The organism is Bradyrhizobium sp. MOS003 (genome assembly GCF_003020125.1).
Classification (GTDB): Bacteria; Pseudomonadota; Alphaproteobacteria; order Rhizobiales; family Xanthobacteraceae; genus Bradyrhizobium.
On sequence record NZ_PYFW01000004.1, the window covers coordinates 409,155 to 434,590 of the forward strand.

Annotated in this window: 31 protein-coding genes and 1 tRNA gene; 18 read left to right on the forward strand and 14 right to left on the reverse strand. The window is 64.8% G+C overall.

Annotated elements, in window-relative coordinates; translation table 11 throughout:
* The first annotated feature begins 30 nt into the window (after positions 1–30).
* From C7G42_RS20745 to C7G42_RS20755, 4 genes are all read left to right on the forward strand, one after another.
* Positions 31–222: a DUF3072 domain-containing protein gene (locus C7G42_RS20745; RefSeq protein ID WP_106950804.1), complete on the forward strand. Its 192-nt coding sequence runs from the start codon at positions 31–33 to the stop codon at positions 220–222.
* Positions 223–281: 59 nt separating this feature from the next.
* Positions 282–434, forward strand: a complete 153-nt coding sequence (locus C7G42_RS35060; protein ID WP_155253518.1) for a hypothetical protein — start codon at positions 282–284, stop codon at positions 432–434.
* Between the two features lie 695 nt (positions 435–1,129).
* Positions 1,130–1,582: a VOC family protein gene (locus tag C7G42_RS20750; RefSeq protein WP_106950805.1), complete on the forward strand. Its 453-nt coding sequence runs from the start codon at positions 1,130–1,132 to the stop codon at positions 1,580–1,582.
* Between the two features lie 306 nt (positions 1,583–1,888).
* Complete coding sequence (locus C7G42_RS20755) at positions 1,889–2,527, forward strand: glutathione S-transferase family protein (RefSeq protein ID WP_106950806.1); 639 nt, start codon at positions 1,889–1,891, stop codon at positions 2,525–2,527.
* 127 nt (positions 2,528–2,654) lie between these two features.
* Here the strand turns inward: C7G42_RS20755 and C7G42_RS20760 are convergent, their stop codons facing one another.
* From C7G42_RS20760 to C7G42_RS20770, 3 genes are read right to left on the reverse strand one after another with little or no spacing between them, the layout of a single operon-like run.
* Positions 2,655–2,822 (reverse strand): hypothetical protein, encoded by a 168-nt coding sequence (locus tag C7G42_RS20760; protein WP_106950807.1) that lies wholly within the window; start codon positions 2,820–2,822, stop codon positions 2,655–2,657.
* Positions 2,823–2,827: 5 nt separating this feature from the next.
* A complete protein-coding gene (locus tag C7G42_RS20765) occupies positions 2,828–3,073 on the reverse strand; it encodes a hypothetical protein (protein ID WP_106950808.1) in 246 nt (81 codons plus the stop codon).
* Between the two features lie 56 nt (positions 3,074–3,129).
* Positions 3,130–3,384, reverse strand: coding sequence for a PilZ domain-containing protein (locus C7G42_RS20770; protein ID WP_106950809.1), 255 nt, complete (start codon positions 3,382–3,384; stop codon positions 3,130–3,132).
* Between the two features lie 223 nt (positions 3,385–3,607).
* Between C7G42_RS20770 and C7G42_RS20775 the strand changes: the two genes are divergently transcribed.
* From C7G42_RS20775 to C7G42_RS20810, 8 genes are all read left to right on the forward strand, one after another.
* A tRNA-Glu gene (locus tag C7G42_RS20775) sits at positions 3,608–3,682 on the forward strand.
* Between the two features lie 329 nt (positions 3,683–4,011).
* Positions 4,012–4,686, forward strand: a complete 675-nt coding sequence (locus C7G42_RS20780; RefSeq protein ID WP_106950810.1) for a hypothetical protein — start codon at positions 4,012–4,014, stop codon at positions 4,684–4,686.
* Positions 4,687–4,908: 222 nt separating this feature from the next.
* Positions 4,909–5,535: a PilZ domain-containing protein gene (locus tag C7G42_RS20785; RefSeq protein ID WP_106950811.1), complete on the forward strand. Its 627-nt coding sequence runs from the start codon at positions 4,909–4,911 to the stop codon at positions 5,533–5,535.
* 121 nt (positions 5,536–5,656) lie between these two features.
* On the forward strand, positions 5,657–6,664 hold the full coding sequence (locus C7G42_RS20790) for an acyl-CoA desaturase (RefSeq protein ID WP_106950812.1): 1,008 nt from the start codon (positions 5,657–5,659) through the stop codon (positions 6,662–6,664).
* 148 nt (positions 6,665–6,812) lie between these two features.
* Positions 6,813–7,076, forward strand: coding sequence for a hypothetical protein (locus C7G42_RS35385; RefSeq protein WP_199581040.1), 264 nt, complete (start codon positions 6,813–6,815; stop codon positions 7,074–7,076).
* A 496-nt stretch (positions 7,077–7,572) separates the two neighbouring features.
* Complete coding sequence (locus tag C7G42_RS20800; protein WP_106950813.1) at positions 7,573–8,613, forward strand: PrsW family glutamic-type intramembrane protease; 1,041 nt, start codon at positions 7,573–7,575, stop codon at positions 8,611–8,613.
* A 69-nt stretch (positions 8,614–8,682) separates the two neighbouring features.
* A complete protein-coding gene (locus C7G42_RS20805) occupies positions 8,683–9,261 on the forward strand; it encodes an HdeD family acid-resistance protein (RefSeq protein ID WP_106950814.1) in 579 nt (192 codons plus the stop codon).
* A gap of 233 nt (positions 9,262–9,494) precedes the next feature.
* Complete coding sequence (locus C7G42_RS20810) at positions 9,495–10,580, forward strand: 3-deoxy-7-phosphoheptulonate synthase (RefSeq protein WP_106950815.1); 1,086 nt, start codon at positions 9,495–9,497, stop codon at positions 10,578–10,580.
* A gap of 59 nt (positions 10,581–10,639) precedes the next feature.
* On the opposite strand, the gene C7G42_RS20815 is transcribed toward C7G42_RS20810, so the two are convergent.
* The 3 genes from C7G42_RS20815 to epmA are packed head-to-tail and all read right to left on the reverse strand — an operon-like array spanning position 10,640 to position 13,102.
* Positions 10,640–10,903 carry a hypothetical protein gene (locus C7G42_RS20815; protein WP_106950816.1) on the reverse strand — a complete coding sequence of 88 codons (264 nt, stop codon included), beginning with the start codon at positions 10,901–10,903 and terminating at the stop codon, positions 10,640–10,642.
* 43 nt (positions 10,904–10,946) lie between these two features.
* The gene (locus C7G42_RS20820; RefSeq protein WP_106950817.1) at positions 10,947–12,041 is read right to left on the reverse strand and encodes a lysine-2,3-aminomutase-like protein; all 1,095 of its coding nucleotides are present in this window, start codon (positions 12,039–12,041) and stop codon (positions 10,947–10,949) included.
* A complete protein-coding gene (gene epmA, locus C7G42_RS20825; protein WP_106950818.1) occupies positions 12,038–13,102 on the reverse strand; it encodes an EF-P lysine aminoacylase EpmA in 1,065 nt (354 codons plus the stop codon). Before epmA ends, C7G42_RS20820 begins: the two co-directional genes overlap by 4 nt.
* 162 nt (positions 13,103–13,264) lie before the next feature.
* On the opposite strand from epmA, the gene efp reads away from it, so the two are divergent.
* From efp to C7G42_RS20840, 3 genes are all read left to right on the forward strand, one after another.
* Positions 13,265–13,831, forward strand: coding sequence for an elongation factor P (gene efp / locus C7G42_RS20830; protein WP_028161298.1), 567 nt, complete (start codon positions 13,265–13,267; stop codon positions 13,829–13,831).
* Positions 13,832–13,855: 24 nt separating this feature from the next.
* A complete protein-coding gene (locus C7G42_RS20835; protein ID WP_106950819.1) occupies positions 13,856–15,478 on the forward strand; it encodes a peptidase M23 in 1,623 nt (540 codons plus the stop codon).
* A gap of 82 nt (positions 15,479–15,560) precedes the next feature.
* Positions 15,561–16,544: a DUF808 domain-containing protein gene (locus C7G42_RS20840; RefSeq protein ID WP_106950820.1), complete on the forward strand. Its 984-nt coding sequence runs from the start codon at positions 15,561–15,563 to the stop codon at positions 16,542–16,544.
* A 10-nt stretch (positions 16,545–16,554) separates the two neighbouring features.
* On the opposite strand, the gene C7G42_RS20845 is transcribed toward C7G42_RS20840, so the two are convergent.
* Both C7G42_RS20845 and C7G42_RS20850 read right to left on the reverse strand, forming a co-directional pair.
* Positions 16,555–17,058, reverse strand: a complete 504-nt coding sequence (locus C7G42_RS20845; RefSeq protein ID WP_106950821.1) for a cupin domain-containing protein — start codon at positions 17,056–17,058, stop codon at positions 16,555–16,557.
* Positions 17,059–17,079: 21 nt separating this feature from the next.
* A complete protein-coding gene (locus C7G42_RS20850) occupies positions 17,080–17,559 on the reverse strand; it encodes a carboxymuconolactone decarboxylase family protein (protein ID WP_106950822.1) in 480 nt (159 codons plus the stop codon).
* Positions 17,560–17,612: 53 nt separating this feature from the next.
* On the opposite strand from C7G42_RS20850, the gene C7G42_RS20855 reads away from it, so the two are divergent.
* A complete protein-coding gene (locus C7G42_RS20855) occupies positions 17,613–18,134 on the forward strand; it encodes a MarR family winged helix-turn-helix transcriptional regulator (RefSeq protein ID WP_106950823.1) in 522 nt (173 codons plus the stop codon).
* Positions 18,135–18,141: 7 nt separating this feature from the next.
* Here C7G42_RS20855 and C7G42_RS20860 read toward each other — a convergent pair whose 3' ends face one another.
* The 3 genes from C7G42_RS20860 to C7G42_RS20870 all read right to left on the reverse strand — a co-directional run bounded on the left by C7G42_RS20860 (position 18,142) and on the right by C7G42_RS20870 (position 18,971).
* Positions 18,142–18,321, reverse strand: coding sequence for a hypothetical protein (locus C7G42_RS20860; protein ID WP_106950824.1), 180 nt, complete (start codon positions 18,319–18,321; stop codon positions 18,142–18,144).
* 84 nt (positions 18,322–18,405) lie between these two features.
* Positions 18,406–18,657, reverse strand: a complete 252-nt coding sequence (locus tag C7G42_RS20865; protein WP_106950825.1) for a hypothetical protein — start codon at positions 18,655–18,657, stop codon at positions 18,406–18,408.
* Between the two features lie 59 nt (positions 18,658–18,716).
* Positions 18,717–18,971: a hypothetical protein gene (locus C7G42_RS20870; RefSeq protein WP_106950826.1), complete on the reverse strand. Its 255-nt coding sequence runs from the start codon at positions 18,969–18,971 to the stop codon at positions 18,717–18,719.
* Between the two features lie 124 nt (positions 18,972–19,095).
* Between C7G42_RS20870 and C7G42_RS20875 the strand changes: the two genes are divergently transcribed.
* Positions 19,096–20,325, forward strand: a complete 1,230-nt coding sequence (locus tag C7G42_RS20875; RefSeq protein ID WP_106950827.1) for a lytic murein transglycosylase — start codon at positions 19,096–19,098, stop codon at positions 20,323–20,325.
* 52 nt (positions 20,326–20,377) lie between these two features.
* On the opposite strand, the gene C7G42_RS20880 is transcribed toward C7G42_RS20875, so the two are convergent.
* The 3 genes from C7G42_RS20880 to recJ form a co-directional block, all read right to left on the reverse strand.
* Complete coding sequence (locus tag C7G42_RS20880) at positions 20,378–21,175, reverse strand: aldolase (protein WP_162308529.1); 798 nt, start codon at positions 21,173–21,175, stop codon at positions 20,378–20,380.
* Between the two features lie 95 nt (positions 21,176–21,270).
* Positions 21,271–22,080, reverse strand: a complete 810-nt coding sequence (locus C7G42_RS20885; protein WP_199581041.1) for an SDR family NAD(P)-dependent oxidoreductase — start codon at positions 22,078–22,080, stop codon at positions 21,271–21,273.
* A gap of 92 nt (positions 22,081–22,172) precedes the next feature.
* The gene (gene recJ / locus C7G42_RS20890; RefSeq protein ID WP_106950830.1) at positions 22,173–24,014 is read right to left on the reverse strand and encodes a single-stranded-DNA-specific exonuclease RecJ; all 1,842 of its coding nucleotides are present in this window, start codon (positions 24,012–24,014) and stop codon (positions 22,173–22,175) included.
* A 279-nt stretch (positions 24,015–24,293) separates the two neighbouring features.
* Between recJ and C7G42_RS20895 the strand changes: the two genes are divergently transcribed.
* On the forward strand, positions 24,294–25,370 hold the full coding sequence (locus tag C7G42_RS20895) for a methyl-accepting chemotaxis protein (protein WP_106950831.1): 1,077 nt from the start codon (positions 24,294–24,296) through the stop codon (positions 25,368–25,370).
* Positions 25,371–25,436: the final 66 nt, after the last annotated feature.

Below are 25,436 nucleotides of genomic sequence, written 5' to 3' on the forward strand. Positions count from 1 at the left end.
GTTGTACGGAGACCGAAAAGGAGATGCGCGATGGCCGACAACACGCAAAAGAACCCGAAAGACTGGGTGTCCGGGGACGACCCGATGACCGGGGCCCAGGAATCCTACCTCAGGACCCTCGCTGAGCAGGCCCATGAGAACCTACCGGAGAACGATCTGACCAAAGCCGAAGCGTCGGAGCTGATCGACCAGCTGCGGCAAAACGCCGGGCTCGACGAGTAGCCATAGAAAGTTGCGGGAGCCGGGAGCCATGTGTATGCAAACGAAATTGGGAATCGAAGATGCCTTATTTCGTTTGCGCCCGCGACGGTGCCGGCCAGATCATCTTGAAGCGTGACACCAGGGAGGCGGCTGAGAAGAAGGCCGCCGAGCTCCGCGACATGGGCTATTTCGAAGTCGAGATCATCGCCAAGGGCGTCGAGAAGGCAGCGTGAGAGCGGCTCGTCGTCGTTGGAGCTGCTCCGGCGCGATACAGCACTTGCCAGGAACAAGTCCGCAAAGCCGGAATTGCGTGATCGAGCGGTGCCGACATTCTCCCCCCACATGTCGGCACTGATTGCCCCGTGGCGCCGCCGCTGCGGGGCTTTTTTCGAGGAGCCTCTGCCATGAGTGACCGCACCGGTCACGAACCCGCACCCTTGGTGCTCTTCGGCGTGGCCGTTTTACCCGTCATTGCGGTACTGGCATGGTTCGCGTTCTGAGCTTTCGCTGGGAATGAGGCGCCCCGTGTGCCGACCGAGTGAGCCCGCCACCTGTTATTGACTCGTTCTCGAAGAACGACATCAGAAATGACCCGAGGCAGATGGTTGTCGCGAATAACGCGACTGCCAGAGCGTAGGATGGGTACAGCGAAGCGGAGACCCATCGAGGAATTGTTGCGTGAAGAAACATGATGGGTTTCGCAAGTGCTCTACATTCCAGGAGCTATAAGGTGGCCACGCGTCCGCTACGCCATTCAATGGGTGAGAGTCCTTGGCCAGCACCTAGGTCCACGCTTGGCTGACCTACTTCTCCAACCGCCCCCTCACGCGCCGCGCCCCCTGCCCCTCCTCCCACTTTCCTGCTATCTCCCTACTCTCGCCGTCCCGGCCCAAAGCAAGACCCTCCGAACACCCAGGGAGCAACACCCATGCGATACCTCCACACCATGCTGCGCGTGCGCAATCTCGATGTCGCGCTGAAATTCTATGTCGATGCTTTCGGGCTGAAGGAGGTGCGGCGGATCGAGAACGACAAGGGGCGGTTCACACTGGTGTTCCTGTGCTCGTCGGACGATCTCGAGGCGCTGAAGAAGCAGCCGCAAACGCGCGGCGCGCCGCTGGTCGAGCTGACCTGGAATTGGGACGAGGAGAAATATGGCGAGGACCGCTTCTTCGGCCATCTCGCCTATGAGGTCGACGACATTTACGCGACCTGCGAGAAGCTGCAAAAGGCCGGCGTCACCATCAACCGTCCGCCGCGCGACGGCAACATGGCCTTCGTCCGCTCGCCGGACTTGCACTCGATCGAGCTGTTGCAGAAGGGCGAGCCGAAGCCGCCGCAGGAGCCCTGGGCGTCGATGCCCAATACGGGCCATTGGTAGGCGCGAAACACTGGAACAAGCCCGCGCCGCCCGCGTTCACTCTCCGACAATGCGATTGGAGGAGAAAATCATGGGACGCGGACTTCTGTTGTGGATGCTGGGCGTGCCGATCCCGGTCATCATTCTGTTGTGGCTGTTCTTCGGCCGCTGAGCGACAGCTTCAACTGGCCAGTTTGTTTTGCAAACGAAGCTCCGCCTCCGGCGGAGCTTTTTGCATGAGGGGCGCGCCGCAATCGCACATCGCTCGTTTGAGGAAATTCCGCTATCACCCGCGGCAAAGGACAACGCCGCGGGGAGAGACGCTTCATGCCTGACACTAAGCTCACGATCTGGGGCCGTGCCAATTCGGTCAACGTACAGAAGGTGCTGTGGTGCCTGACCGAACTCGCCCTGCCCTATGAGCGCATCGACGCCGGCATGGCCTACGGCAAGACCCGCGAGGCCGACTATCTCGCGATGAACCCCAACGCGCGAATCCCGACGCTGGTCGATGGCGACTTCGTGCTGTGGGAATCCAACTCCATCATGCGCTATCTCTGCCTCGCGCATGGCAGCGGCACGACGATCTACCCGGAGGCACCGAAGAGCCGCGCCTCCGTCGACCGCTGGCTCGACTGGACGCTGTCGACCGTGCAGCCGGTCGACCGTCCGGTGTTCTGGGGCATCGTGCGCACGGCGCCCGCCGAGCGCGACATGATCCAGGTGCAGCGCGATGCCGATGCCGCCGCCGAGGTCTGGGCGATCGCCGACCGCCTGCTCTCCTCGCGCCGTTTCATGGACGGCGATGCGTTCACGCTCGCGGACATCGCGCTCGGCTCCTATGCGCGACGCTGGCTCGGCGTCGAGGGCATCACCCGGCCGGCCCAGCCGCATCTGACGCGCTGGCTCGCCGAGCTCGGCAAACGGGCCGGATTTGCACAACATGTCGCGCCACCGATGTCGTGAGCCGGCGGCGCTGTGCAAGCTGCGGTGAGAACGCGATAAATCCGCCTTGCGGCGCAATCCTGCGGCGTCACCTCGGCACTTGACGGCTACTGTGCATGGGGTTGTTTTCGCATTTTTTAGTTCTGGCTCAGCGCCAGCCCCGCTCGACCAGCAGCACGCAGGCGATCAGCACCAAGGTCACCGCAGCGGTCGCCAGTCGTGCCGTCCAGCTCAGGCCGCGGCCGACCCACCACAGCATCGCGCAGGACATCAGCACGGGAACGATGAGATCGAGGCGCAGCAGATCCTGGGGCATCGGCTCTAGCGCCTGACGGTGGTGTCGATGCTGATCGAGCCGCCGATCTTCACGCAGGTCCCGGTGCCCTCCACCATGACGAAGCGCGGACCGTAATTGGCGCAGGAGCCCGCTTGTGCCTTCCCGGCCGCGCCCTTCAGCGGCAGCGCCTTGCCGGCCTGCTGCCGCTCCGTCGGCGGAAGACGAAGGGCCTCCGTCGCCGCGGCTTGTGTGGCCAGTAACGAGATCACGATGAGGAGCGGCGCGCGCATGGCGGCGTTCTAGCCTGGAGCGGCGCCGCGCGCCACCGGGGCGGCCGCGGCTGCGATCAGATGAACTTGATGCCGGCGGATTTGCCGCGGCGCCAGACCACTTGGCAGCTCCGCCCGGTCCGCGCGTCGCGTGCGAAGGCGAGCCGAATCACGCCCGGGAGCTGGCTGGCGTCCTCGTCCAGCGTGATCTTGGCGCCGGAATCCGAGATGTCCTGAACCAGGCACTGCCGCACGGCGAAACCGCCGTCGAGCGTAATCCAGGCTTGCCGCGACAGCAGCTTGCGGCTAGCGCGCTTTTTCGGCGGTGGCATTGGAAAATCTCCCCTCACAGCGCTACGCAGGGAACCCTAAAAAACCGTTGCATTTGCTTCCGAATGATCCGGGTCCGGCGCTGTCCACTGCCGGTGAAAAGACCGTTCCTGAACGGCTTGCCCGGAGCCGGAAAGGCAACTATACGTTCGCCCGCTGCAAGCCGCCGGGCCCTGTTCGGCCGGCCAGTGGCCATGCCGGCAAAATCGGCAGGGCCCTGCGTTTGCTCCCTTCGTCTATCGGTTAGGACGCCACCCTTTCACGGTGGAGAGAGCGGTTCGATTCCGCTAGGGAGCGCCAGGCAGCCCCGGTTCCCCTCACCCTCTGCTCCAGCACGCTGCTGAGCACCTTCGCGTAGGCGAGCCCGACGGCATAGCCGTGGATTCCCTCGATCACGCGATGGTCCGGATTGAGCGCCAGCAGTCCGATCGAATTTTCGGCATCGAGCAGCACCGCCGAACGGACGATGATGCAGGGATAGTCCGCCCTGAGCTTGGCGTAGCTGTGCGGGCGAAAGTTGTTCTTCTTTCATCATGAACCTTGCTGGCCCTTGCCTCCGACCAACGTCCGGTAGCAGACGCCTCGCCCGCCGCGATGGCGTCACGGATTGAAGGACCTGGTTCCGGCTCATGGAGCAGCGCAAGTCGACCACGCAAGGCCACTCCGGCACCCCCTCGGTGACGACCACACCACCGGCATGGATGCGGCGTACGGCGCCATATTCGCCGGACCGGCGCGCCAAAATGCTAGAGCACCTGGCACGCGCCAGATCGCTTCCGCAGCCCCAGCCGGAATCTGCACCGGCCGCGCCTGGGCTGCCGGGCCCGAGCGCCAAGGACATTCTCGGCGATGTCATCGGCTACGCCGTCGTGTTCGCTATCCTCGCCCTCCTCTTCCAGTCGCGCATTCCGCTCTATCTCGGCGCGTTCGTCGTCCTGACCGACGCCGGGCGCATCGAAAGCGCGCTGGCTACGATCGGTATCCGCTTCGAGCCCGAAACGATCGGCCCCGAAATCGTCAAGCGCTCCGCATTCTGGTTCGGCTGGTTCGCGTTGCTGCCCGTCTTGACAGGCTCTGTGCCCGCCTGGCTCGCGCCATGGATGCCCCCGGCCAAGTCATGGCCTTTCATCGCCGGTATCGCACTCCTGCTCGCCGTCGCCGAAGCACTCGCGGCGCTGGCGATGCGGCGTGCATTGCTGCCGCTGGGATTGAAGATCAGCCCGAACGGCCTGACATGGATGGCGATCCAACTCGTCTTGGCCGTGGGCACGCTGGCTTTGCTGGTGCTGTTCGGATTTCTCTAACTGCCGGGGCGCCTCGTTGCTTCATTGAGGCACTGAGCCCTCATTGACGAGCTTGTGATACGGCCTGCAACCCAACGGGTCCTTTTGCCGCGTTTTCGGCTACGCGACCGAGGCACGCATTTACCGGAAATTTACCCCTGCTCCTGAGCGCGGGTATCACTTGCTTAGAATTTGACCGCTACCGTGGAATTACGGAAATAATCCGAAACACGATTGGCCCGCATGTCCGTCGCAGAATTCCTCAGGCAACGAGCAGTGGACGTCACGGTAAGCGGCAGCTACTCGCTGCCCCGCTGGTACGATTGCGAGGGCAAGCTGCGCAGCTTCGCCTGCCGCACCAAGCGCGTATCGCCCTTCCGCATGATCGTGGACGTGCCCGTCGTCGGCAAGGTCGGTGAGCGCCTCACCTCCTATTTCCAGGATTTCGGCGAATTCCAGTGCACGATCAGCGCGACGATGAAGTCGGGTTTCCTGATGGAGCTCGACATGACGCGCGCGCGGCGCGCCTGGATGTCGGAAAAGCTCACCTGGCTCGAGAAGAAGCAGAAGGACGACAGCGTCAAGGAACTGCGGCGCGACGCACGTTTCGTTCCGCAGGTCTCGCATACCGTCCTGACGCTCGCCGATGGCCACACCTATTCCTGCTTCATCATCGACGTCTCCACGGCGGGGGTGGCGATCTCCTGCGAGTACGACCCACCGGTCGGAACCCCGCTGGCCGTCGGCGCCTGCGTCGGGCGGGTCATCCGCAAATTCGACAACGGCTTTGCGGTCAAATTCGCCGAAAAGCAGTCGCGGGACGACCTCGTCCGGCTCATCGTACGCTCGCCGCTGCAGCAGTCGGCCTGAAGCCGGCGCGTCGATTTTAACCTTTCCTTAACTAAATACTGGAGGTGGCATCGCTCGCACGGTAGGGTGTGGCCCAGCACGTCCGCAATCACTGCGGGCCCCGAGTATCGGAAGTCCTGGAATGTCCATCGCCGACGCCGAGTTCGCCCCGGCCGAGATCGCCCCGAACGCGCCCGTTACGTCCAAGCCGCAGCTTCCCCCCGGCGTCGTCACCGAAGGACCTCTGGTCCAGGCCAAGCTGCGCGAGAGCTATCTCCTGCTCGGCATCCTCTATGTCGGCGCGGTCGCCGGCATCGTCTGGGCCGTGACGCAAGGCGTCGGCAAGGTCGAGCTGTTCACGTTCGCCTGGATGTTCGCGCTGACGACATTCGGCATCGGCGCCGGCATGCACCGCCTGTTCGTCCATCGCAGCTTCCGCACCGGCCCGATCATGCGCGTGTTCTTCTGCGCCATCGCCCAGATGGCGATCCAGGGCTCGATCGCGAAATGGGTCGCCAACCACCGCCGCCATCATCTCTACGCCGATGACGTCGGCGATCCCCACAGCCCACAATTCGACGGCTTCGGCAATCGTTATGTCAGCGCGCTCAAGGGCTTCCTGCACGCCCAGGGAAGCTGGGTGTTCGACCAGGCGACCACCGACAACGAATACTACGCCAAGGACATCCTCGCCGATCCGATCGCGATGTTCTTCGTGCGCACGCGCTGGGTCTGGTACGGGATGTCGGCCGTCTTCATTCCCGGCGTGATCGGCTACACCTTCGGCGGCGTGCACGGCATGATCGGCTGCGTGCTGTTCTCCGGCCTGCTCCGCGCCTATCTGCTGATCCTCACCAGCCAGCTCACCGGCTCGGTCTGCCACGCCTACGGCTATCGCCGCTTCGAGGTCGATGACGCCTCGACCAACGAGTTCGTGACCACGATCCTCACCTTCGGCGAGGGCCTGCACAACAACCATCACCGCTTCCCGCGGGACGCCTACATCTCGCACGCCTGGTGGGAGATCGATCTCAACGGCCTGATCATCCTGGGCATGGAGAAGATCGGCCTCGTCCACGACGTCTTCCACGCCTCGCACCGACAGCTGGAGCGGGCGGCCGAAGCAGAGGCGGCCTCGACGGCGCGTTGAATCGGCAGGCAGCGGCCACCGCCAGGCCGTCTTGCCTCCGCATCGCTGCCCTATCGCGGCCCCATTGCGGGATCAGCTTTTGAAGGTCTGCGCCTTGGTTTGTACCTTGGGGCCGGACGTCATTGCAGACCTGCGATCGGGGGACCGAATGGCAGTTACGCTTGATAAGATCACAGTCGACAAGATCACCTGGGACAGGGTCGGTCGGGTCACCGAGCCCGGACGCTACATGTACACGTTCGGCTGGCTCACCATCACCGCCGGCGATCTGGAGATCTGGAAGCTTTACCCGCAGGCCGCGTTCACGCTGCTGGTGCAACCGGGTCGGCCGGATGCGTCCCCTGGCGAGGAATTCCATCTCGGCGCCTTCGACGTCGCCCCCAGCGCGCCGCCGCCGTTCACCACGCATTGAATGCGGAAAACGCCGGCAGTTGCTGGAACGCATGGCATGGGCGTTGCTTTATCTTCGCCATGATACACATCCCCGCCGTGGACCAGGCCTTCCTGCTGTTACTGATCGTGTTCTGCCTCGGCGGGTGCCTGGTACGCGTCTTCTGGGAGTTGGAGCAGACGCGGACGCGCCGGATCGCCTCACCGCCCCGTCGGGGACCAACGAAGCGCAGCTAGCTGGCCAATCTTGCGCGCGGCTGCGTGGTGAATCGAAGAAACTTGCGCACTTCTTTGATCCAGCTCGCCAATCGCGCCCCGACCTCCGTCGGGCTGTCGTTGCCGTGGATGACGAACTGGTGCTGTCATGCAATTGATTGCGCGTGTATTTTGCCTCCACGGGCGACTGCAGATGAACGGAAGCTATCGCGTCCATTAAGCCAGCCGACAGCAGGCGCATGACAGATGGTCGCATCGGTGAATGTAGATAAGCGGATCAAGGGAACCTATTTTCGGCGCCGATGTACCTGATTGAAGCATTGCCCACCGTCATCGGAACGGCCGCCATCGCCCCGGCGCTGCTGATGCTGTGGCTTGTCATCGCCGCCGAAGAGCGCCCTGGCCCGCCGGCCCAGGTCTGGACCGCGTTCCTGCTCGGGGCGGCCAGCATTTCGCTGCTGGGCCTCGCCCGCGCGCCCTTCGCCAGGATGGTCGCAGCCCCCGACGACCCCTGGGCGGCCCTTGCCATGCATTCGATCTTCGGCGTCGCGCTGCCCGAGGAAGCCGTCAAGGTGATCGCCATCGTGGTGATCTCCTCGACCAAGCGGCGGACCTTTGCCAATCCGATGGATACCGTGGTCTACGGTGCCGCGGTCGGACTCGGCTTCGCCGCTTACGAGAACCTGGCTTATCTGGTTCAGCACGCCGAGATGTGGCGCTCGCTGGCCGCCTTGCGCAGCGTCCTGACCGTGCCGTTCCACGGCGCGCTCGGCATCATTGCGGGCGCTTACCTGACGATCGCGCGCGCCGGCACGGCGCTCGGCGCGAACCGCCACCACCGCGACTGGGCCCGCCTCTCCAGCCGCCTGCTGATGCTCGCCGGCCCGCTCGCGCTGCATTCAGCCTTCGACTTTCCGCTGCTGACCCTGCAAAGAATGCCCGACCTCGATCCGACGCTGCGGATGTGGCTCGGCGCCGCCAGCCTCCTGATCGGCTTCAGCTCGATCGCCTTCGCGATCCGCCTGGTCCGGCGCGTCGCCCGCCACCACGCCCCCCGGACCGACGTCGCGCGGGAGCGGCTCAGCCAGCTCCGGCGGATGTGGGCGCTGCTGCTTGCCGGCGGCGGCGTCGGCTTTCTCGGGCTGGCCTTCGTGCTGACCTCGATCCATCACTGGCTCATCAACCCCGAGCGCAATCTGACACTGGCCCTGATCCCGATCGGTTTCGTCTCGATCCTGCTCGGCCTGGCGCTTCTGATTGTCACAACGGCGATCTATGTTCTCGGCAGAAACCGCATCCGCACCAGCGCGGAAGGTTTTTCCTCGGCGCCCGGCGGCGGGTGAGCCGCGGGATGGCTAGCGCGCCGCGCGCGTACTACATTGAGCGCTGACCTTTCGACCTGGAGCCTGCCGATGACGTCGCCCGAAGATCTATCACGGCTGCAATCCATGATGAGCCGGACGGTCAAGACCCACTGGAAGGCCTTCCTGTTCGAGGGCATCCTGCTCGCAATTCTCGGCGTCGCGGCGCTCATCTTGCCGCCGCTCGCAAGCCTTGCGATCACGATCTTCCTTGGCTGGATGTTCCTGATCAGCGGTATCGGCGGATTGATCGTGACTTATTGGGCGCGCAGCACGCCGGGATTCTGGTGGTCGCTGATCTCGGCGGCGCTCGCCGTGCTTGCCGGCCTGCTGCTGCTGGCCCGGCCGATGCAGGCCGTGCTGACGCTGACCATCGTGGTCGGCGCCTACTTCCTGGCCGAGGGCGTCACCACCATCATGTACGCGCTGGAGCACCGCCGCGAGCTCAGCGGCCGCTGGTCGTGGCTTCTGATCTCGGGCCTCGTCGACATCGCGATCTCCTTCATGGTCATCACGGGATTGCCGAGCTCGGCGGAATGGGCCATCGGAGTCCTCGTCGGTATCAACCTCCTGTTCGGCGGCGCCAGCCTGATTGGCATGGCGCTGGCGGCGCGCAACAGCAACACCTGACCCGCCTCGTCACCTGCCGTGCCGATTGGGGGGTGACAACCCGCCGATGGCGCGCTATATGCCGCTCCATGATCACCGTCGCCACCAGCTATTTTTGGTACTTTAGCTACGACAGCTCGCTGGCGGCAGGAGGATCGCGCTCAATCTGAATATTGAAGCAAACGTCCGAACAAGCCGCCAGACCTGGCGGCTTTTTTATTGGCCGGCAGGTTCGAAACAAACAGGAGCCCGCCGTGCTGAGCACGACCGACGATCTTCGTATCCGCGAACTGAAAGAGCTGAGCACGCCGGAAGAGGTGATGCGGGAAGTCCCGCGCACGCTCACCGCGACGCGCGTGGTGATGGCCTCACGCAACGCCATCCACGCCATTCTCGCCGGCCAGGACGACCGCCTGCTGGTCGTTGTCGGCCCCTGCTCTGTGCATGACCCCAAGGCCGCGCTCGAATATGCCGAGCGCCTGGCGAGCTTGCGCGAAGAGCTCGCCGACCAGCTCGAAATCGTGATGCGGGTCTATTTCGAGAAGCCGCGCACCACCGTTGGCTGGAAGGGCCTGATCAACGATCCCGATCTGGACGGCAGCTTCGACATCAACAAGGGCCTGCGGCTGGCGCGCAACGTGCTGTCGGCGGTAAACAACCTCGGCCTGCCCGCCGGCACGGAATTCCTCGACATGACGACGCCGCAATACATCGCCGACCTCGTGTCCTGGGCCGCGATCGGCGCGCGCACGACCGAGAGCCAGATCCATCGCGAGCTGGCCTCGGGCCTGTCCTGTCCGGTCGGCTTCAAGAACGGCACCGACGGCAATGTGCGGATCGCAGCAGACGCCGTGAAGTCGGCCTCGCATCCGCATCACTTCATGGCGGTGACGAAGCTCGGCCGCTCGGCGATCGCTTCGACCGCGGGCAACGAGGACTGCCACATCATCCTGCGCGGCGGCAGCAAGCCGAACTACGACGCGGCAAGCGTCGCGGCCGCCTGCAACGAGTTGACCAAATCCGGCGTCGCACCCCTGGTGATGGTGGATGCCAGCCACGCCAATTCGAGCAAGAAGCCCGAGAACCAGCCGCTTGTGGCGGCCGACATCGCGGGCCAGATCTCCGGCGGCGAAGGCCGCATCATGGGCGTGATGATCGAGAGCAATCTCGTTGCCGGCCGCCAGGACGTCGTGCCGGGCAAGCCGCTCGTCTACGGCCAGAGCATCACCGATGGCTGCATTGATTGGGCCGCCACCGCGACCGTGCTCGAGCAGCTTGCTGACGCGGTGGAAGTCCGCCGCAACCTCCGCGGTGCAGGCCTGCACGAGCGGTCGGCATAGGGCGAAGCGTCGATCGCGGGCTTGGTATCGACCTCTACCCGTCGGGGAGAGGTTGAGCCTCAGCAGCCGCGGCAGATGCTCTTGATCTTCTTGTCGAGCGCCTGGTTTTCCTTGCTGAGCGGATCGTTCGGATCGCTCAAATTCTTCTCATTCGGGACGTCGCCGGCTCGCGGCTGACGATGACCGACGGGTGCAGGCGGTAGAGAGCCCGACGACTGTCCGGACGTCGCGCCGCCTGACGTTGATCCCTTGCTCCCGGTCTGCGCGACCGCCGCGCCACCGAGCAAGACCACGAGCGATGCTGCCACGATGATCTTCTTCATGTCTCTCCTCCATTCCTCAAACCAGCGTCGCCGCTTTCACCGCTCAGGTCTCGGGCGGATAGAGATGAACGTCGCCGCAATAATCGACGATACGATAGCGCGTTTCGGTGTCGGCATCACGCGCGTCAGGTGCGGTATTTTGCTCCGCCAACACGTAATTCGGTCCGACCGGCGACTTGCCGGCGCCGCCGGGAATGTCGATGACATAGTCGGGCTGACACAGCCCCGACACCCGCCCGCGCAGCTGGCGCATCAAAGCCTGTCCCTCGGCCAGTGTCGTTCGCAAATGCACGGTGCCCGGCGCGAGATCGCCGTGATGCAGATAATAGGGTTTGATCCGGCATTCGACGAAAGCTCGCATCAAATCCGACAGAGCGGCGATGTTGTCATTGACCCCGCGCAAAAGCACGGACTGGCTCACCAGCGGAATGCCGGAATCGACGAGCCGCGCGCAGGCGGCGCGCGCCGTTCCCGTCAATTCCCGCGCATGGTTGGCATGCACGGCCACCCACGTCGTCGCACCCTCGACCTTCAGCGCCGCGACCATCTCCTCGCTGATCCGCGCGGGATCGGCCACCGGCACCCTCGTGTGAAGGCGGATGACCTTGACGTGATCGATCGCCGCGAGTTCGGCCATGATCTCGCCCATTCGGCGCGGCGACAGCATCAGCGGATCGCCGCCGGTCAGGATCACTTCCCATATCTCGTGATGCGAACGGATGTAGTCGATCGCCGCGCGATAGGCGCTGTCCGACAACGCATTCTCCTTGCCGGGGCCGACCATCTCGCGGCGGAAGCAGAAGCGGCAATAGACCGCGCAGACGTGAACCAGCTTGAACAACACGCGATCGGGATAGCGGTGCACGATGCCGGATACCGGCGAGTGCGGATGATCTCCGATCGGATCGGCATCCTCGCCCGGCTGCATCTCCAATTCGCTTGCACTCGGAACAAACTGACGGGCGATGGGATCGTCGGGATCGGACTTATCGATCAGTTCGACCAGCGCCGGCGTGATTGCCACGGCATAGCGTGCGGCAACGCGTTCGAGCGCCGGCAGCGCTGCTGCGGGCGCCAGACCTTCGGCGACGAGCTCAGCCGGCTCGCGCAGAGTGCGTGCAAGGTTCGTTTTCGTCATGTCTCGAAAGATTCTTCATTTGCAGGTGGCGTCCAAACCACCTGATCGATCCGCGATGCGCCGCTCGCCAGCATCACCAGCCGGTCGAGGCCGAGCGCGACACCGCTCGCCTCCGGCATTGCGGCGACCGCGGCCAGAAAATCCTCGTCGAGCGGATAGGCTTCGCCGTAGCGGCGCTGCTTCTCCGTCATCGATTCCGTGAAGCGCTTTCGCTGCTCCCAGGCATCGGTCAGTTCCCCAAAGCCGTTGGCGAGCTCGACGCCGCATGCGTAGACCTCGAAGCGCTCGGCGACCCTGGGATCGTCAGTCTTCACCCGTGCCAGCGCCGCCTCCGGAGATGGGTATTCGAACAAAATGGTCAAACGCCCCTGCCCCAGATGCGGCTCGACATGCTCGACCAGGACCTTGCTGAAGATATCCGACCAGGTGTCGTCCCCGGCCACACGGACCTTGCCGCTGGCCGCCTCGGCCAGCGCGGCACGGTTACCCTCGCCGTCCCTGATTGTCGACAGCAGGTCGATGCCTGCGAACCGTTCGAAGGCGCCCCCGACCGTCAGGAGCTCGGGCTCGGCGAACGGATCGGCGGTCCGGCCGCGGAACGAGAAGGTCCCGATGCCGGTCGCCTGCGCGGCGCGGGCGATGACGACGACGCAATCGGCCATGATGGCGTCGTAGGAGGCGCCCGCCCGATACCATTCCAGCATGGTGAATTCGGGCAGATGCAGGTCGCCGCGCTCACGGTCCCGGAACACCCGGGCGAGCTCGAAAATCCGCGTCTCGCCCGCCGCCAGCAGCTTCTTGCAGGCGAATTCGGGCGAAGTCCGCAAATATCGGCTGGCTCGGCTGCCGTCCGGCCGCATGATCTCGGTCCGGGGGGCGTGCAGATGGGTCTCGTTGCCCGGGGAGACCTGGAGGATGGAGGTTTCGACCTCCACGAACCCCTGCTCGGCAAAAAAGCCCCTGAGGGACCCAGTAATGACCCCCCTGGCCTGCAGGAACGGCCGGCGATCAAGGTGCCGCCCGGGCGACCAGAACGGTGAGATAGGCTTGTCCCCAGCCATTACCCGACCGCCCCAGGTCCGAGCAAAATGCTGGCATCTAACGGCAAAATCAGTATGTTGCGGCCCGAAACGGGTGCCGCGGTCTGATTTGAGGCCCCAGGTCCCCCATCAATTTGATCACGTCCTGGCCGGTGCCGGGCCAAGCAAGCAGGAAATATAGCTTTGAGAGTCATCGCCAGTTCTATTCGCAAGGGCAACGTGATCGAGCAAGACGGCAAGCTCTATGTCGTCGTGAGCGCCGAGAACATCCATCCCGGCAAGGGCACCCCCGTCAGCCAGATCGAAATGCGCCGAATCTCGGACGGGGTAAAGATCTCCGAACGCTACAAGACCACCGACCAGGTCGAAAAGGCCACCATCGAAGAGCGCAACTACACCTTCCTGTATGAAGATGGCGACGGCTACCACTTCATGAACCCGGAGACCTACGATCAGGTCCAGGTCTCCAAGGACGTCGTCGGCGACGCGGCCTCCTATCTTCAACCGGACATGACCGTCAAGCTGTCGACCCACGACGTCAACGTGGTCTCTCTCGCGCTGCCCCAGCGCGTCACGCTGGAAGTGGTCGAGACCGAGCCGGTGACCAAGGGCCAGACCGCCTCGTCCTCCTACAAGCCTGCGGTGCTCTCCAACGGCGTGCGCACCACGGTGCCGCCACACATCGCGGTCGGCACCCGCATCGTGGTGATGACCGAAGACGGCTCCTACTCCGAACGCGCCAAGGACTGACGGGGAACAGAGCGAGCGCAACAGGTGCCGCCGGGGGGCGAGACAGTGGTTGGGAAGGGTTTCCGCTTCGTCTCGCTGCTTCTGGCGTCGCTTTCGCTCCTCATTGCCACGTCGCTCGCTGCGGATGAATTCCGCAGCCCTTCGCTCACGGCTCTGCGCGTCGACTGGCGCGCAGCGCTCGACCAGCTCCGCACCGAGATCAACAGCCGCCCCAGGGTCGCGGGCGATTTCGTCTTTGCACCTCGCCGTTCGGTGCCGCGCTACGATCCGCGCGCGACACCGGCACTGGTGCAGCTCAACGCGGTTTCCTCGCGTTTCTTTGCCGGCATCACCCGCAGTCCCGTGCCCGTGCTGCTGCCGTTCGATGCCGCCGCTTACCTCGAAGCGCAGCGCGGCGGCGCGCCCACGACGCTCGCGCTGTCGCGCTACCAGGCGGACTTCAATCCCGTCGACATGTTCGATGCCGGCCCCGCCGGCTACAGCGCGACCTTCTCGCTCGAGCCCGGCGCCGGCGACGGCATGCCGGCCCGGGTGTTCACAAGGCCAGTCGAAGTGCAGATCACGGGCTCGGCGCTGGTCTACGACATCGCCGATCCCGCCGGCGGCAAGGGCGACCCAATCAAGCCGCTCGCGACAACCTACCCGGACCTGCGCAGGTTCATCCGGGAAGGCTATGTGCGCTACGCCTTCAGCCGTTTCGGCGTCGCCTATGTGGTGTCGATCCAGTGCCTCGACAGCGTCGCCAAGCCGCGGCGGCTGGCTTGCAAGGAAGCCTCTCCGGTCGCCGAGCGCTTCCTGAAGGCCCTGCGCGTCGCCGGCGGCCAGCGCATGCGGCCATTGACGGACATCGCCTCCAACATCCTCGATCGTCCGGCTGGGCGTTCACCGGATTTCAGCTACCGGCCGAGCGGCGACATCATCCCGAACACCGGCTATCGCAAGCAGGGCGGCCATCCCGACGCCATGGCCTATGCACAAATCCGCTTTCCGCTCGAAAAGGCGCCCGCCTTCGTCCGCTCGCAATCCTATGCCAAGCGCGAGAAGAGTGAGAGCACGACCGCCTATCCCTGGCGCGACAATTTCTGCGAGTCCCGCAGTTTCGAGGTGTGGCAATGCGCGGGCGGTTACGGCCATCAGGGCGAGGACATCCGCGCCGCCGACTGCCCGCCGCCCGGCGAAGGCCGCGAGCCCTGCGATCCCAAGCAGCGCGCCGTCGTCGCCGTGCGCGATGCCATCGTGATCCGCACGTTCAAGGACCAGGCCGCGACGCTTCAGGTCAACAGCCGCACCGAGCACATCCGCTTCCGCTACATGCACATGAACCCGCATGCGATGAACGCCGATGGCGTGCTCAATGGTCGCCTCGTGACCGAAGGCGAGAAGATCGGTGTGATCTCGAACTATCTCGACCATCCCGCCGGCACCTCGATGCATCTGCATTTCGACGTGCAGGTGTTCACGCGCGAGGGCTGGATCTGGGTCAGCCCCTACGTCACGCTGGTCTCTGCCTACGAACGCCTGATCCGCGCCCGCGGCCGCGAGGTCGGCCCGGAGATCGCAGTCACGGCGCAGCCGGTCGCCCATGCGCTGCCCGAGGACGTGATGAAGCCAGACCTGCGCGAGGGGTCAGGCGGCGAAGAGAATTGAGAGCTTGCTCGCCTCCAAACAAGGGGCACAGCAATATGCAGTCGCGGACACCGCTGGCTCGAACGAACAAGGGATCGGGTTAATGAGTGTCGGACTGCTTGGCCTTCTCGACGATATCGCGGCGATTGCAAAGGTGGCAGCGGCCTCGCTCGACGACGTGGCGGGTCAGGCTGCCAAAGCGGGTGCAAAGGCGGCCGGCGTGGTCATCGACGACGCAGCCGTCACGCCGAACTACGTCATCGGTTTTGCCGCAAAGCGCGAACTGCCGATCGTCGGCAAGATTGCGGTCGGATCGCTGCGCAACAAATTGCTGATCCTGCTGCCCGTTGCCCTGCTGCTCGGATATTTCCTTCCAACCGCGGTAACCCCGCTGCTCATGCTGGGCGGAGCCTTTCTCTGCTACGAGGGCGCGGAGAAGGTGCTCGAAGCCGTGATGCCGCACCATGCGCACCACGAGGCTCAGCTCCGGCCGATGGCGGCGAATGCCAGGTCGGTCGAGGACGAAAAGGTCGCGAGCGCCATCAAGACGGATTTCATCCTGTCGGCGGAGATCATGGCGATCACGCTGGCGGCCATTCCCGCAGGCAATATCTGGACCCAGGCATTGGTGCTGGCTTTGGTCGGCTTCGGTATCACGGTCGGGGTCTACGGCGTGGTGGCCCTGATCGTGAAGGCCGACGATGCCGGCGTGGCCCTTGCGCGCTACGACGGGGCCTCCTTTATTGGCGCAGCGATCCGCTCGCTTGGACGCGCACTCGTCCGCGGCATGCCTATCTTCCTGGCGGTGCTGAGTGCCATCGGCACCGCCGCCATGATCTGGGTTGGCGGCGGCATCATCCTGCACGGCATCGAGAAATACGGTCCCCCCGTGGTCGGCCGCATGGTCCACGCTGCAACCGAGGCTGCCGCACACGCTCTGCCCTTCGTTGCCGGCATCGTCGAATGGTCGGTCGAGGCGGCCATCTCAGGGATCGTTGGATTGATCGTCGGCGCGGTTGCGATTCCGGCAGTCCAATACGGTCTCTCGCCGGCATGGAAGCGGGTGAAGGGCTTGCGGCACGCCTGAAGGCTATCGGCTATTCGAGCAACGTCGTGAGCTGCGCGCCCTCGTCGGCCACGAACACCGCGATCAATTCCGCGGGCTCAGTCGTGCTCGCGTTGGCCGAGACCAGATGCGTCGAGCCTGGCGGCTCGAAGAAGGACTGGCCGACGCCGAACGTCTCGACAGGACCGCCGCCGAGCTGGGAGCGGATCTCGCCCTTGGTGATGTAGGCGGTCACCGATCCTGCGTGACGATGCGGGCGTGAGAACCCGCCCGGTCCATAGGTCACGCGTACGATGGTGACGCGCTTGCCCGGCACATTCGGCAAGGCGTAGGATTCGATCGGTTCGACCTTGTCGAGCGGCGAGCTCTCCTCCGCCGTGGCGCAGAGCGGCGCCAGCGCGCCGGAGACGGCATCCATCGTCAGCGGCAGCGTTTTGCCGATCGCAAATGCGCAGGCAAGTCCTGCGACGACGGCAAGCGCCGTCGAACGTGACGGCGCCGGCCGCTGTACGGCAGATAGACTCATTGCTGTCATCTTAACCTCCCTTTGTGCCGGTCAGGATGCTGCAGCATTCGCGGCCACCGGCCGCGGCGCCGGCGTCCAGCGAAACGCCGCGCCAAAACGGTTCCAGACGTTGATCGAGGCGACCGCCGAGGTCAGGTAAATCAGCTCGGTTTCGGAGAACTCCCGGGCAGCTTCGGCATAGATCTCCTCGCTGACGCCGTCGGGCAACAAGGTCAGCGCCTCGGCCCAGGCCAGCGCGGCGCGCTCGCGCGGCGAGAAGATCGGCGCCTCGCGCCAGACCGCGACCAGATGGAGCTTGTCGACGGGAACGCCGATCCGTTCCGACAACAGGACATGGTGCTGCACGCAGAAGGCACAGCCGTTGATCTGCGAGGCGCGCAGCTTGACGAGCTCGAGAAGCTGCTTGTCGAGGCCGGCCCTGGCCGCAAGCTGACCCAGCGCGAGCACCAGATCATACGCATCGGGCGCGATCCGCTTGAACTCCTCATATTCACTGCGGGCATGTGACATTGCCGTCCACCTCGTCTATTGTAAGATGGCTTACATCTTATAAGAGCACTTATATGTTGCGCAAGGTACCGAATATCACGAGATCGAAATACCGGGGCGAAAGCGCCGAGCCTGCTCCCGTGCAGGTGCCCGCCCCGGGAGAAGGCAAGCGCGGCGAGCAAGGCTATCTCGGCTATCTCCTGCGCCAGGCCCATGCCGCGGTCCGCCTGACGATGGAGCGGACGCTCGCAGACCTCGGCGTGACGTCGCCGCAATTTGCAGTGCTGACGATGCTGAATGCCTATCCGGGCCTGTCGGGCGCCGACGTGGCCCGTCTCACTTTCCTCACACCGCAAACGGTCGGGGTCATCATCCGCAATCTCGAGCGTGACGGTGCGATTCTGATGACGCCTCATCCCGTCCACGGCCGTATCCAGCAATGGACGCTGACCAAGCGGGGAACGACGTTGTTGAAAGCGTGCAGGGAACGCGTGATCGCGCTGGAGAAACGTCTGGCTGGCGGGCTCGACGCCAAGGCCGAGGCGAGCATTCGCCGCTGGCTCGCCAATGTCGCGGCGGAGTTGCAGGAGGACTAGGCGAGGATCAGTCGCCACCTCCCCCGTCGCCCCCTCCGGCATCCGGGAAATCGCCGCTCGAACCGCCGTCACCGCCGCCCTGAATACCTCGGCCGAAATTCTCGGCGATGATCATCAGGACGACCACAAGGAGCCCGGCGCCGAAGGGCCAGGGATTGGCACGGATGATGTCGAAAAGCTCCCGCATGCCGCATCTTACGCAGACGGAAGCGAACCGACCGTAAAACGACAGGCTTAAAAGTCGGGAATATTCGGGAAGCGCGGGAGCCGGCTAACCGCCCTTCAAAACGTTCTTAACGTCACCATCGACCCAGGTCCCGTCCGCCGCGATCACCCGTACGCGGCTGTTGTCGGTGGCATTCACCAGCACATGCGAACTTACCCGGTCGCCACTCGGCTCCAGGTGCAGATCGGTCTCGGGCTTCCAGCTCAGTGTCGTTGCGAGATCGCCGGGAAAGATCTGCCATTGCGATCCGTCGTCGAGTTCGACGACATGGCTCTCCGCATGCGCGCGTATCTTCATTCCACCCCGATTCTCGATCAAAGGATTGGCCCCGGCGCTCGGGCCGGGGCCAAATTCCGTCAGTCGTTGTCGTGATGGATCACGGTCTTGCTGCGATTGCCGTACTCATCTTCCTTCTTGATCACGGTGGTGCGGCTCGACGGCTCGCGTTCCCGGATGACCGTTGTGCGGTCACGCTCGCGGACGCGATAGTCCGGCGACTGGCCAACCGTCACGCCGGCACCCACCGGGCCGACGTGGACACCAACTTCATCGGCGAATGCAGGGGCTGCAATGGCGGTCACCATGGCGGCGGCAAACAGATATTTCCTCATCTTGTCCTCCTCGTTGTCATGGGGAGGGAATGCGGGACTGCGACACTTTGTTCCGCATGAACGGCCTATTCCAGCGAAACCGGAACCGGCTCACAGCGGCCATGTTTCGAGCTAGACTAGATCCATGAAACAAGCTGATTCCTCGGCCCATCACACCCGCCGCACAGTGCTGAAGTCCGTGCTCGGCGCGGCCGCTGTCCTCGCGACACCCGCGGGCGTCCTCGCAGCACCGCCGGGCTTCGACGAATGGCGCGAAAGCTTTCGCGCACGGGCGATAGCCAAGGGCATTTCGGCCGCGACCTGGCAGCGCGCGATGGCACGGGTCGAGCCCGACATGAGCGTGTTCAAGCAGATGCGCAGCCAGCCCGAATTTCACGAACAGGTCTGGCAATACATCAACCGCCGCGTCTCCGACTGGCGCATCATCAACGGCAAGATCGCGCTGAAGAACAACGAGGCGCTGCTGGCGCGCATCGAGCGGGACTTCGGTGTCGAGCGCGGCACGCTGCTGGCACTGTGGGGCGTCGAGTCCGCCTATGGCGATCCGCTGGTGCAACAGAACCACATGACGCCGGTGTTTCCCTCCCTCGCCGCGCTCGCCTGGAACGAACCGCGCCGCAAGGCCTATTGGGAGACCGAACTGATCAACGCGCTGCGCATCGTCGACAAGGGCTGGAGCACGCCGGAGCAGATGCAGGGCTCCTGGGCCGGCGCGATGGGCCATTCGCAATGGATGCCGGAAGTCTGGCTCAACGTCGGCATCGACTATGACGGCGACGGCAAGGTCTCCCCCTTCGGAAAGCCCGACGACGCACTTGGCTCGACTGCAAAATATCTCGTCAACCGCGGCAAATGGCATCGCGGCGAGCATTGGGGCTACGAGGTGCGGGCATCAGGCAATATGAGCGGCAGCCGCACCTATGCGGCCTGGGCATCTTCCGGCGTCACCCGCGCCGACGGCCAGCCGTTCCCGCAGCCGAACGCATCCGCGCAAATGTGGACGCCTGTCGCTGGCGGACCGACATTCCTGCTGGGACCGAATTTCTACTCGGTGAAGAGCTACAACCCTTCCATGAACTATGCGCTGGCGATCTGCCATCTCGGCGACCGCTGCCTCGGCGGACCGCCCTTCATCCAGCCCTTCCCCGGCTCCGAGCGCGCGCTGACGCTCGCCGAGGTGCAGGAGATGCAGACGCGATTGACAAAAGCCGGCTTCGACACCGGCGGTACCGACGGCCGGGTCGGCAACGACACCATGAAGGCGATCAAGGATTTCCAGCAGCGCGCGGGGATTGCGCCTGCGGACGGTTATGGCGGGTTGAAGGTGCTGGCGAAGCTGCGCCAGGGGTCGTAGGTTGCCGTCATTCCGGGGCGCCCCTTGTCGGGAGCCCGGAATGACGACCAGTTCAGTGCCGGTACTGCGGCTCTTCCGCATCCAGTTGCCGGCGGATCGCGGCGAGATGCAGCCGGGCGGATTCGGAATCGCCCTCACGCATCTGCCGGTAGGTTTCGGCCGCGATCGCAGGATCGACCGGCAGCACGTTCCGTCCCGTCGACATTGCCAGCACCTGCACCTCGGCGGCGCGCTCGAGATAATAGAGATCGTCCCAGGCTTCCGCGATGGTCGGGGCCAGCACCATCACGCCGTGATGCTTCATGAAGACGATATCGGCGTCACCCACCGCCGAGGCGATCCGCGCGCCCTCGCGGTTGTCGAGCGCGAGGCCGTTGTAGTCGCGGTCGACCGCGGTGCGGCCGTAGAATTTCAGCGCGGTCTGGCCGGCCCAGATCAAGGGCTCGCCTTCGGTCATCGACAGCGCCGTCGCATAGGGCATGTGCGTGTGGAACGCGACCTTGGCGCGCGGCAGCAACCTGTGCATCTCGGCGTGGATGTAGAACGCGGTCGCCTCCGGCACGCCCTCTCCGTCGAGCACGTTGCCGTGGAAATCGCAGATCAGCAGCTTCGAGGCCGTGATCTCGCGAAAGGCATAGCCATAGGGATTGACGAGAAACAGATCGTCATGGCCGGGCACGACGGCCGAGAAGTGGTTGCAGATGCCCTCCTCGAAACCGTTGCGCGCCGCCATGCGGAAGCAGGCGGCGAGATCCTCGCGCGCGGTGCGGATCGCATCGGTGGCGAGGTCCGGCCGGTTCGAGCGGAATGGGGCGGGCGCGGGTGAAGAAGCGTGAAGGCTGTGCGCCATGGCGATGGACACCTCTGTCGGTCGAAAGCTGTCCGCCTTGTACAAGGGCTGCGCCTGCGCGTCAGCCCCTGCGCGTGCCACCCTGCCCTGCGCGCTCAGGCCCGCCGCGGCACGCCGCCGGCATTCATGCCGCCGTCGATGACGAGCTCGCTGCCTGTGACGTAGCGCGAGGCATCGGAGGCCAGATACAGCACGCCCGAGGCGATCTCGGCAGCCTGTCCCGCGCGGCCGAGCGGGGTTGCGACCTTGGCGCGCTCCTCGGGATCGATCGGCGCGTTCTGGCCGGCACCGGTCGCCCCGGTCGGGATCTTGCCCCAGATCGGGGTGTCGATGATCCCGGGATGCACGGAATTGACCCGGATGCCGTCGCCGGCCGCCGCGCATTCCATCGCGATCGACTTGGCGAACAGCCGCACGCCGCCCTTGGTCGCCGAATAGGCCGACAGGCCCGGCGCGCCGCGCAGGCCCGCGAGCGAGGACATCATCACGATCGAACCGCCGCCATGCTTGCGCATCAGTGGCAGGCAATGCTTGACCGAGAGAAATACGCCGTCGAGATTGATCGCGTTCTGCTTGCGCCAGTCGGCGAGCGTCATGTCGACGATCGAGGGCACGGCGATGCCGATGCCGGCATTGGAGACCATAATATCGAGCCGGCCATAGCGCTTGGCGATGTCGCTGACGATGTCGATCCAGCGCTCCTCGCTGGTGACGTCCTGCTCCAGGAAGATCGCCTTGCCGCCGGCTTTTGTCACGCGCTGGGCGAGCTCGGGCCCGCGCAGCTCATCGATGTCGGTGATGACGACGGTCGCGCCTTCGCGCGCGAACAGCTCGACGATGGCCTCGCCGATACCCGAGGCGCCACCGGTCACCAGCGCGACCTTGCCCTCAACCTGCCCTGCCATGTTCACTCCTTTTTTTTGTTACTTGGGCGACCTATTGTCTGCCGCATGATCCCGCGCAAACGCGTGCCCAGTTTATCGCGTCAGATCTTGCGTTATCTAATCACGGATGGCCCCTGGTCCGGTACCGCGACGTCAATGACACGGAATTGCACCCGCTCGGCGCCCTGGTAGCGATCGACCGAGAGCGAGCCGGCGACATGCAGTTGCTGGCCGCGGTTGGCAAGGAGCGCGTTGCCGAGCTTCTGGCCGATCGAGCGGAACGCGATGCCGTTGACGATGGCGCCGTCACCCGACTTGAAGCGCAGACGTAGATGGGCCTGCCCAACCTCGTCGGCAAACACGAGCTGATGTGCCGGGAGCGCCAGTACGGCTTCCGGATTGCCGCTGCCGAACGGACCGGCACGGTTCAGCGTCGCCGCAAGCTCCGTCGTCACGGCGCGCGCGGAGACCGCGCCGTCGATATAGAGCTCGTTGACGTGGCGCGCCTCGGCGACGTCCCGCGCCAGCGCGTTCTCGAGATAGGCGCGAAATTCGGCGAGCTTCTCTTTCCGGAGCGTCACGCCCGCGGCCATCGCATGGCCGCCGCCCTTCAGCAGAATGCCGTCAGTGACCGCCTGCCGCACGGCTTTCCCGATGTCGACGCCTGCGATCGAGCGGCCCGATCCGGTACCAATGCCGCCCGGCTCGAGCGCAATGGCGAAAGCGGGCCGCGAGAACTTTTCCTTCAGCCGGGAGGCAACGAGGCCGACGACGCCGGGGTGCCAGCCCTCGGACGCCGTGACGATGACGCCGAGCTTGTCCTCCAGCCCGATCGAGGCCAGCGCCTCGGCTTCGGCTTGCGCTTCGGCGGCCTGTTCGATGACGCGCCGCTCGCCGTTGAGGCGGTCGAGTTCGGCGGCGATCCGCGCGGCCTCGACGCTGTCGCCTTCGAGCAGCAACCGCACGCCGAGATCGGCCCGGCCGATGCGGCCGCCGGCATTGATGCGCGGCCCCAGCATGAAGCCGAGATGCCAAGCCTCCGGCGGCCCGTTCAACCGCGCCACATCCATCAGCGCGGTATGGCCGACATGGTCGCGCCGCCGCATCGCGATCAGCCCCTTGGCGACGAAAGCGCGGTTGAGGCCGATCAGGGGCGCGACGTCGGCAACCGTCCCGAGCGCGACGTGGTGCAGCATGCCGAGCAGATCCGGTTCGGGCATTTCCGCATTCCAGAAACCGCGCTGGCGCAGTTCGCGATTGACCGCAACCAGCGTCACCAACACGAGCCCGACCGCGGCGAGATGACCGAGGCCGGAGAGATCGTCGAGCCGGTTCGGATTGACCAGCGCATCGACCGCCGGCAGCTCGGTGCCGGCCTGGTGATGGTCGATCACGACGACGGACATGCCGAGGCGCTTGGCTTCCGCCAGCGGCTCGATGCTGGTGGTGCCGCAATCGACGGTGACGAGCAGCGTGGCGCCCTTGGCCGCCAGCCCGCGGACCGCTTCGACGTTGGGGCCATAGCCCTCGAAAATGCGGTCGGGAATGTGGATCAGCGGATCGAGCCCGCAATGGCGCAGGTGCCAGGTGAGCAAAGCCGCCGAGGTCGCGCCGTCGACGTCGTAGTCGCCGAAGATCGCGACCTTCTCGCCCTTCATCGCCGCATCCGCGATCCGCTTCGCCGCGGCCTCCATCTCCGTCACGGTAAACGGGTCCGGCATGAGCTTGCGGATGGTCGGATCGAGAAAGTCGGGCACCGCGTCGATGTCGACGCCGCGGCCGGCCAGCACCCGGGCGAGCAGTTCGGGAAGCTGGTGCCGCTGCACGATCGCGAGGGCCTGGGCCGAGCCGCGCGCATCCAGCCGATCGCGCCAGAGCTTGTCGGTCAACGAGCGCGCGACGCCGAGGAAGGCCTGGGGCGATTCGACGGGCAAGGCTGTTGCGGGCGGCGTCATGGGTTGCAGTCGGTTTGAGGAACCTGCAATCGGCGGTATGGCGTCGGTCCGGCGTTGCAGGACGATTGACCCGAAATCCTCAGGGATTTGCAATCTCCGCACCGCACAAAGCGGTGGATTGCCGATTTGCCGCGTCGACTGACTATCATTTGGGCATTCCGCGGAACAGCAAATTAAGCAGGCGTTAGGCGGAATCTTCGAAAAAGAACTGTATTCGATCTGTCAGCGATTGGTCCGGTTTCGTTGCAGATCAGACCTCATTGCCAAGGGAAGCCCCCGATGTCTACTGCGCTGGGTCTGAAGGCCAAGCCGATCGCCACCGAACCCGCTGAGGACGATTCCGACATTTCCGCGCTGATCAACCGCCTGACCGCGGAGGTCAACCAGATCGCGGTCGACAAGACCAAGTCGATCCAGCAGATCACCAACCAGATGAAGATGCTGGCGCTGAACGCGCTGATCGAAAGCTCGCGCGCCGGCGCGCAAGGCGCGGGCTTTGCGGTGGTGGCGCAGGAGGTGCGCGGCGTCGGTCAGCAGGTCGAGACCATCGCCCGCGAACTCGAAAGCCAGTTGACGAAGCGGACCGGCGATCTCGTCTCCTCGATCGAGCGCATGAGCCAGCGTTCGCGCGGCGAACGCATGATGGATCTGTCGCTGAACGCAATCGAACTGATCGACCGCAACCTCTATGAACGAACCTGCGACGTGCGCTGGTGGGCGACCGATTCCGCGGTGGTCGATTGCGCCGCCTCACCCGACGCTGCGGCCGTCTCCCACGCCTCGCAGCGCCTGGGCGTGATCCTCGGGGCCTACACCGTCTATCTCGACCTCTGGCTCTGCGACCTCGACGGCAACGTCATCGCCAACGGCCGTGCCGACCGCTTCCGCGTCGTCGGCCAGAACGTCGCGCACACCAGATGGTTTCGCGAGGCAAAGGGCTTGCGCTCAGGTGACGACTACGTTGCCGGCGACGTCGAGAACCAGCCGTTGCTCGCGAACGCACAGGTCGCGACCTATTGCGCCAGCGTCCGCGCCGGCGGCCAGGCCAACGGCGCGCCGATCGGCGTGCTCGCCATCCATTTCGATTGGGAGCCGCAGGCCCGCGCCATCGTGCAGGGCGTGCGCGTCGGCGACAGCGACAAGGCCCGCGTTCTGCTGGTCGATTCGAATTTCCGCGTGATCGCGGCGTCCGACGGCCAGGGCATCCTCAGCGAGCGCATCTCGATCTCGCTGAACGGTCAGCGATCGGGCTTCTACCACGACCGCACCGGTGGGCTGATCGCCTTCCATGCGACGCCCGGCTACGAAACCTATCGCGGCCTCGGCTGGTATGGCGTGATCGTCTGCGGTCCGTGATGCGGCAGGCTAGCTAAAAATGCGAAAACAACCCCATGCACAGTAGCCAGAGGGTTGTTTTCATTG